2 protein-coding genes are annotated in these 1,458 nt (G+C 55.9%); one reads left to right on the top strand and one right to left on the bottom strand.

Annotation, left to right across the window (positions count from 1 at the left end; all coding sequences use genetic code 11):
* On the bottom strand, positions 1-791 hold a 791-nt coding region (locus EGI20_RS18630; protein WP_498633185.1), incomplete at its 3' end, for a tetratricopeptide repeat protein.
* Positions 792-890: 99 nt separating this feature from the next.
* Between EGI20_RS18630 and EGI20_RS18625 the strand changes: the two genes are divergently transcribed.
* A partial coding sequence (locus EGI20_RS18625) for a pseudouridine synthase (protein WP_498633183.1) occupies positions 891-1,458 on the top strand: 568 nt, incomplete at its 3' end.

Raw genomic sequence — 1,458 nt, 5'->3', positions numbered from 1 at the left:
GCCTCATTGTGTTGCCCTAATCTGACTTGACGTAGCCCCATATAATAGAGTGTCTGGGCTTCGTGCCGCGGCAGTTGCAGGCGTCTTGCCAGCGTCAGTGCCTCATGCAAGCTGGCGCTGCCGTCTTCACCCACGCCATCCTCTGCCTTGGCCAGTGTAACGAGGTACTCTGCCAGATATTCTGCATGGCCCAAACTACGTAGCAGTAAAATGCTGCGGCGGATATAGACCAGCGCCTCGCGCTCTTGCCCCATGGCAAGTTTGCTATTGGCCAGACTGTCTAAAGCCAGACTTTCTACCATTAGGTCGCCTGTTTCCCGGGCAAGCTGTATGCTGCGCTCCAAATAGGAGACCGCCTTGCCGTGCTGTCCGAGAAAATGGTAGGTAAAACCCAGGCTATTCAGTGCGCGTGCCAGCCATGTACTGGTCTCACCGCTTTCCAGGGTATGGACAGCATCCAGCAAAATGCCCATCGCATCCGGATACAAGCCTTGCAGGATGTAGATATTGCCGATCAGACACAGTAGCTGGGCTTCGGCCTGATTGTCTGCGGCCTGTACTGCCAGCTGCTGGGCGCGTACCAGATCTTCCATGGCCACCATAAAGTGGCCTTGCGCCGTCCGTATCTGGCCGCGCAACTGCAAGGCTTGTAAGAGGCGCGGCGCATCCTGCGCCTCTTTCCGGGCCAGCAAATGTTCAAGACAGACAAGCGCGTCCCCCAGATTGATGGCGTAGTGCATTTGCGCTTCATCTAGTTTGGCATTGAAGTCTTTAAAACGGTCTGCGGGCATGGAGTCGATTTATTTGTAAACGAAGTATTTGATGCGATCGAACAATATATAATTTAATCATTATAATGTCGAGGCTAGTGTCCCTAGCCGGGAGTTGTCATGTCAGAAGATATCCGCCTGAGTCGCCGCCTGACCGAACTGGGTCTGGTCGCATCGCGACGCGAAGCCGATGAATGCATAGAAATGGGTTTTGTCCGCGTAGATGGTGAAACGGTACAAGCCCTGGGAAGTCGCATCAGCGCCACCCAAACCATTACGCTGGAGCGCAGCAAGATTCAGCCGCCGCCTTCCCGTGTAACCCTGCTGCTGAATAAGCCCGCCGGCGTCGCCAATCCTTTACCTTTATTGCAAGCTGCGACACGCTGCGACAAAGACCGCAGCGGCTGGGCCTGGCTTTCCCGTTGTAGCACCCATTTGCAAGAAGCTGGCTGGCTGGATGCGGACAGCAGCGGCTTGATGGTGCTAACGCAGGACGATGCGTTGGCTAACCGCTTAACGCGGGATGCGCGCGATTACGAGCACGAGTACTTGGTATGGGTGGATGGCGGGCTGGATGAAGCGGCACTGATGCGTCTGAATTCCATACGCGAACTGGACGATGGCCCCTTGCTACCATTCAAGGCCAGTCGTCAGGGCGGGCGGCAGCTACGTCTGGTCTTGCGCGAGA

This window comes from Aquitalea sp. S1-19 (assembly GCF_024343515.1).
Note: the sequence above shows the minus strand (reverse complement) of the source record. Positions and strands in the feature narration are given on the sequence as shown.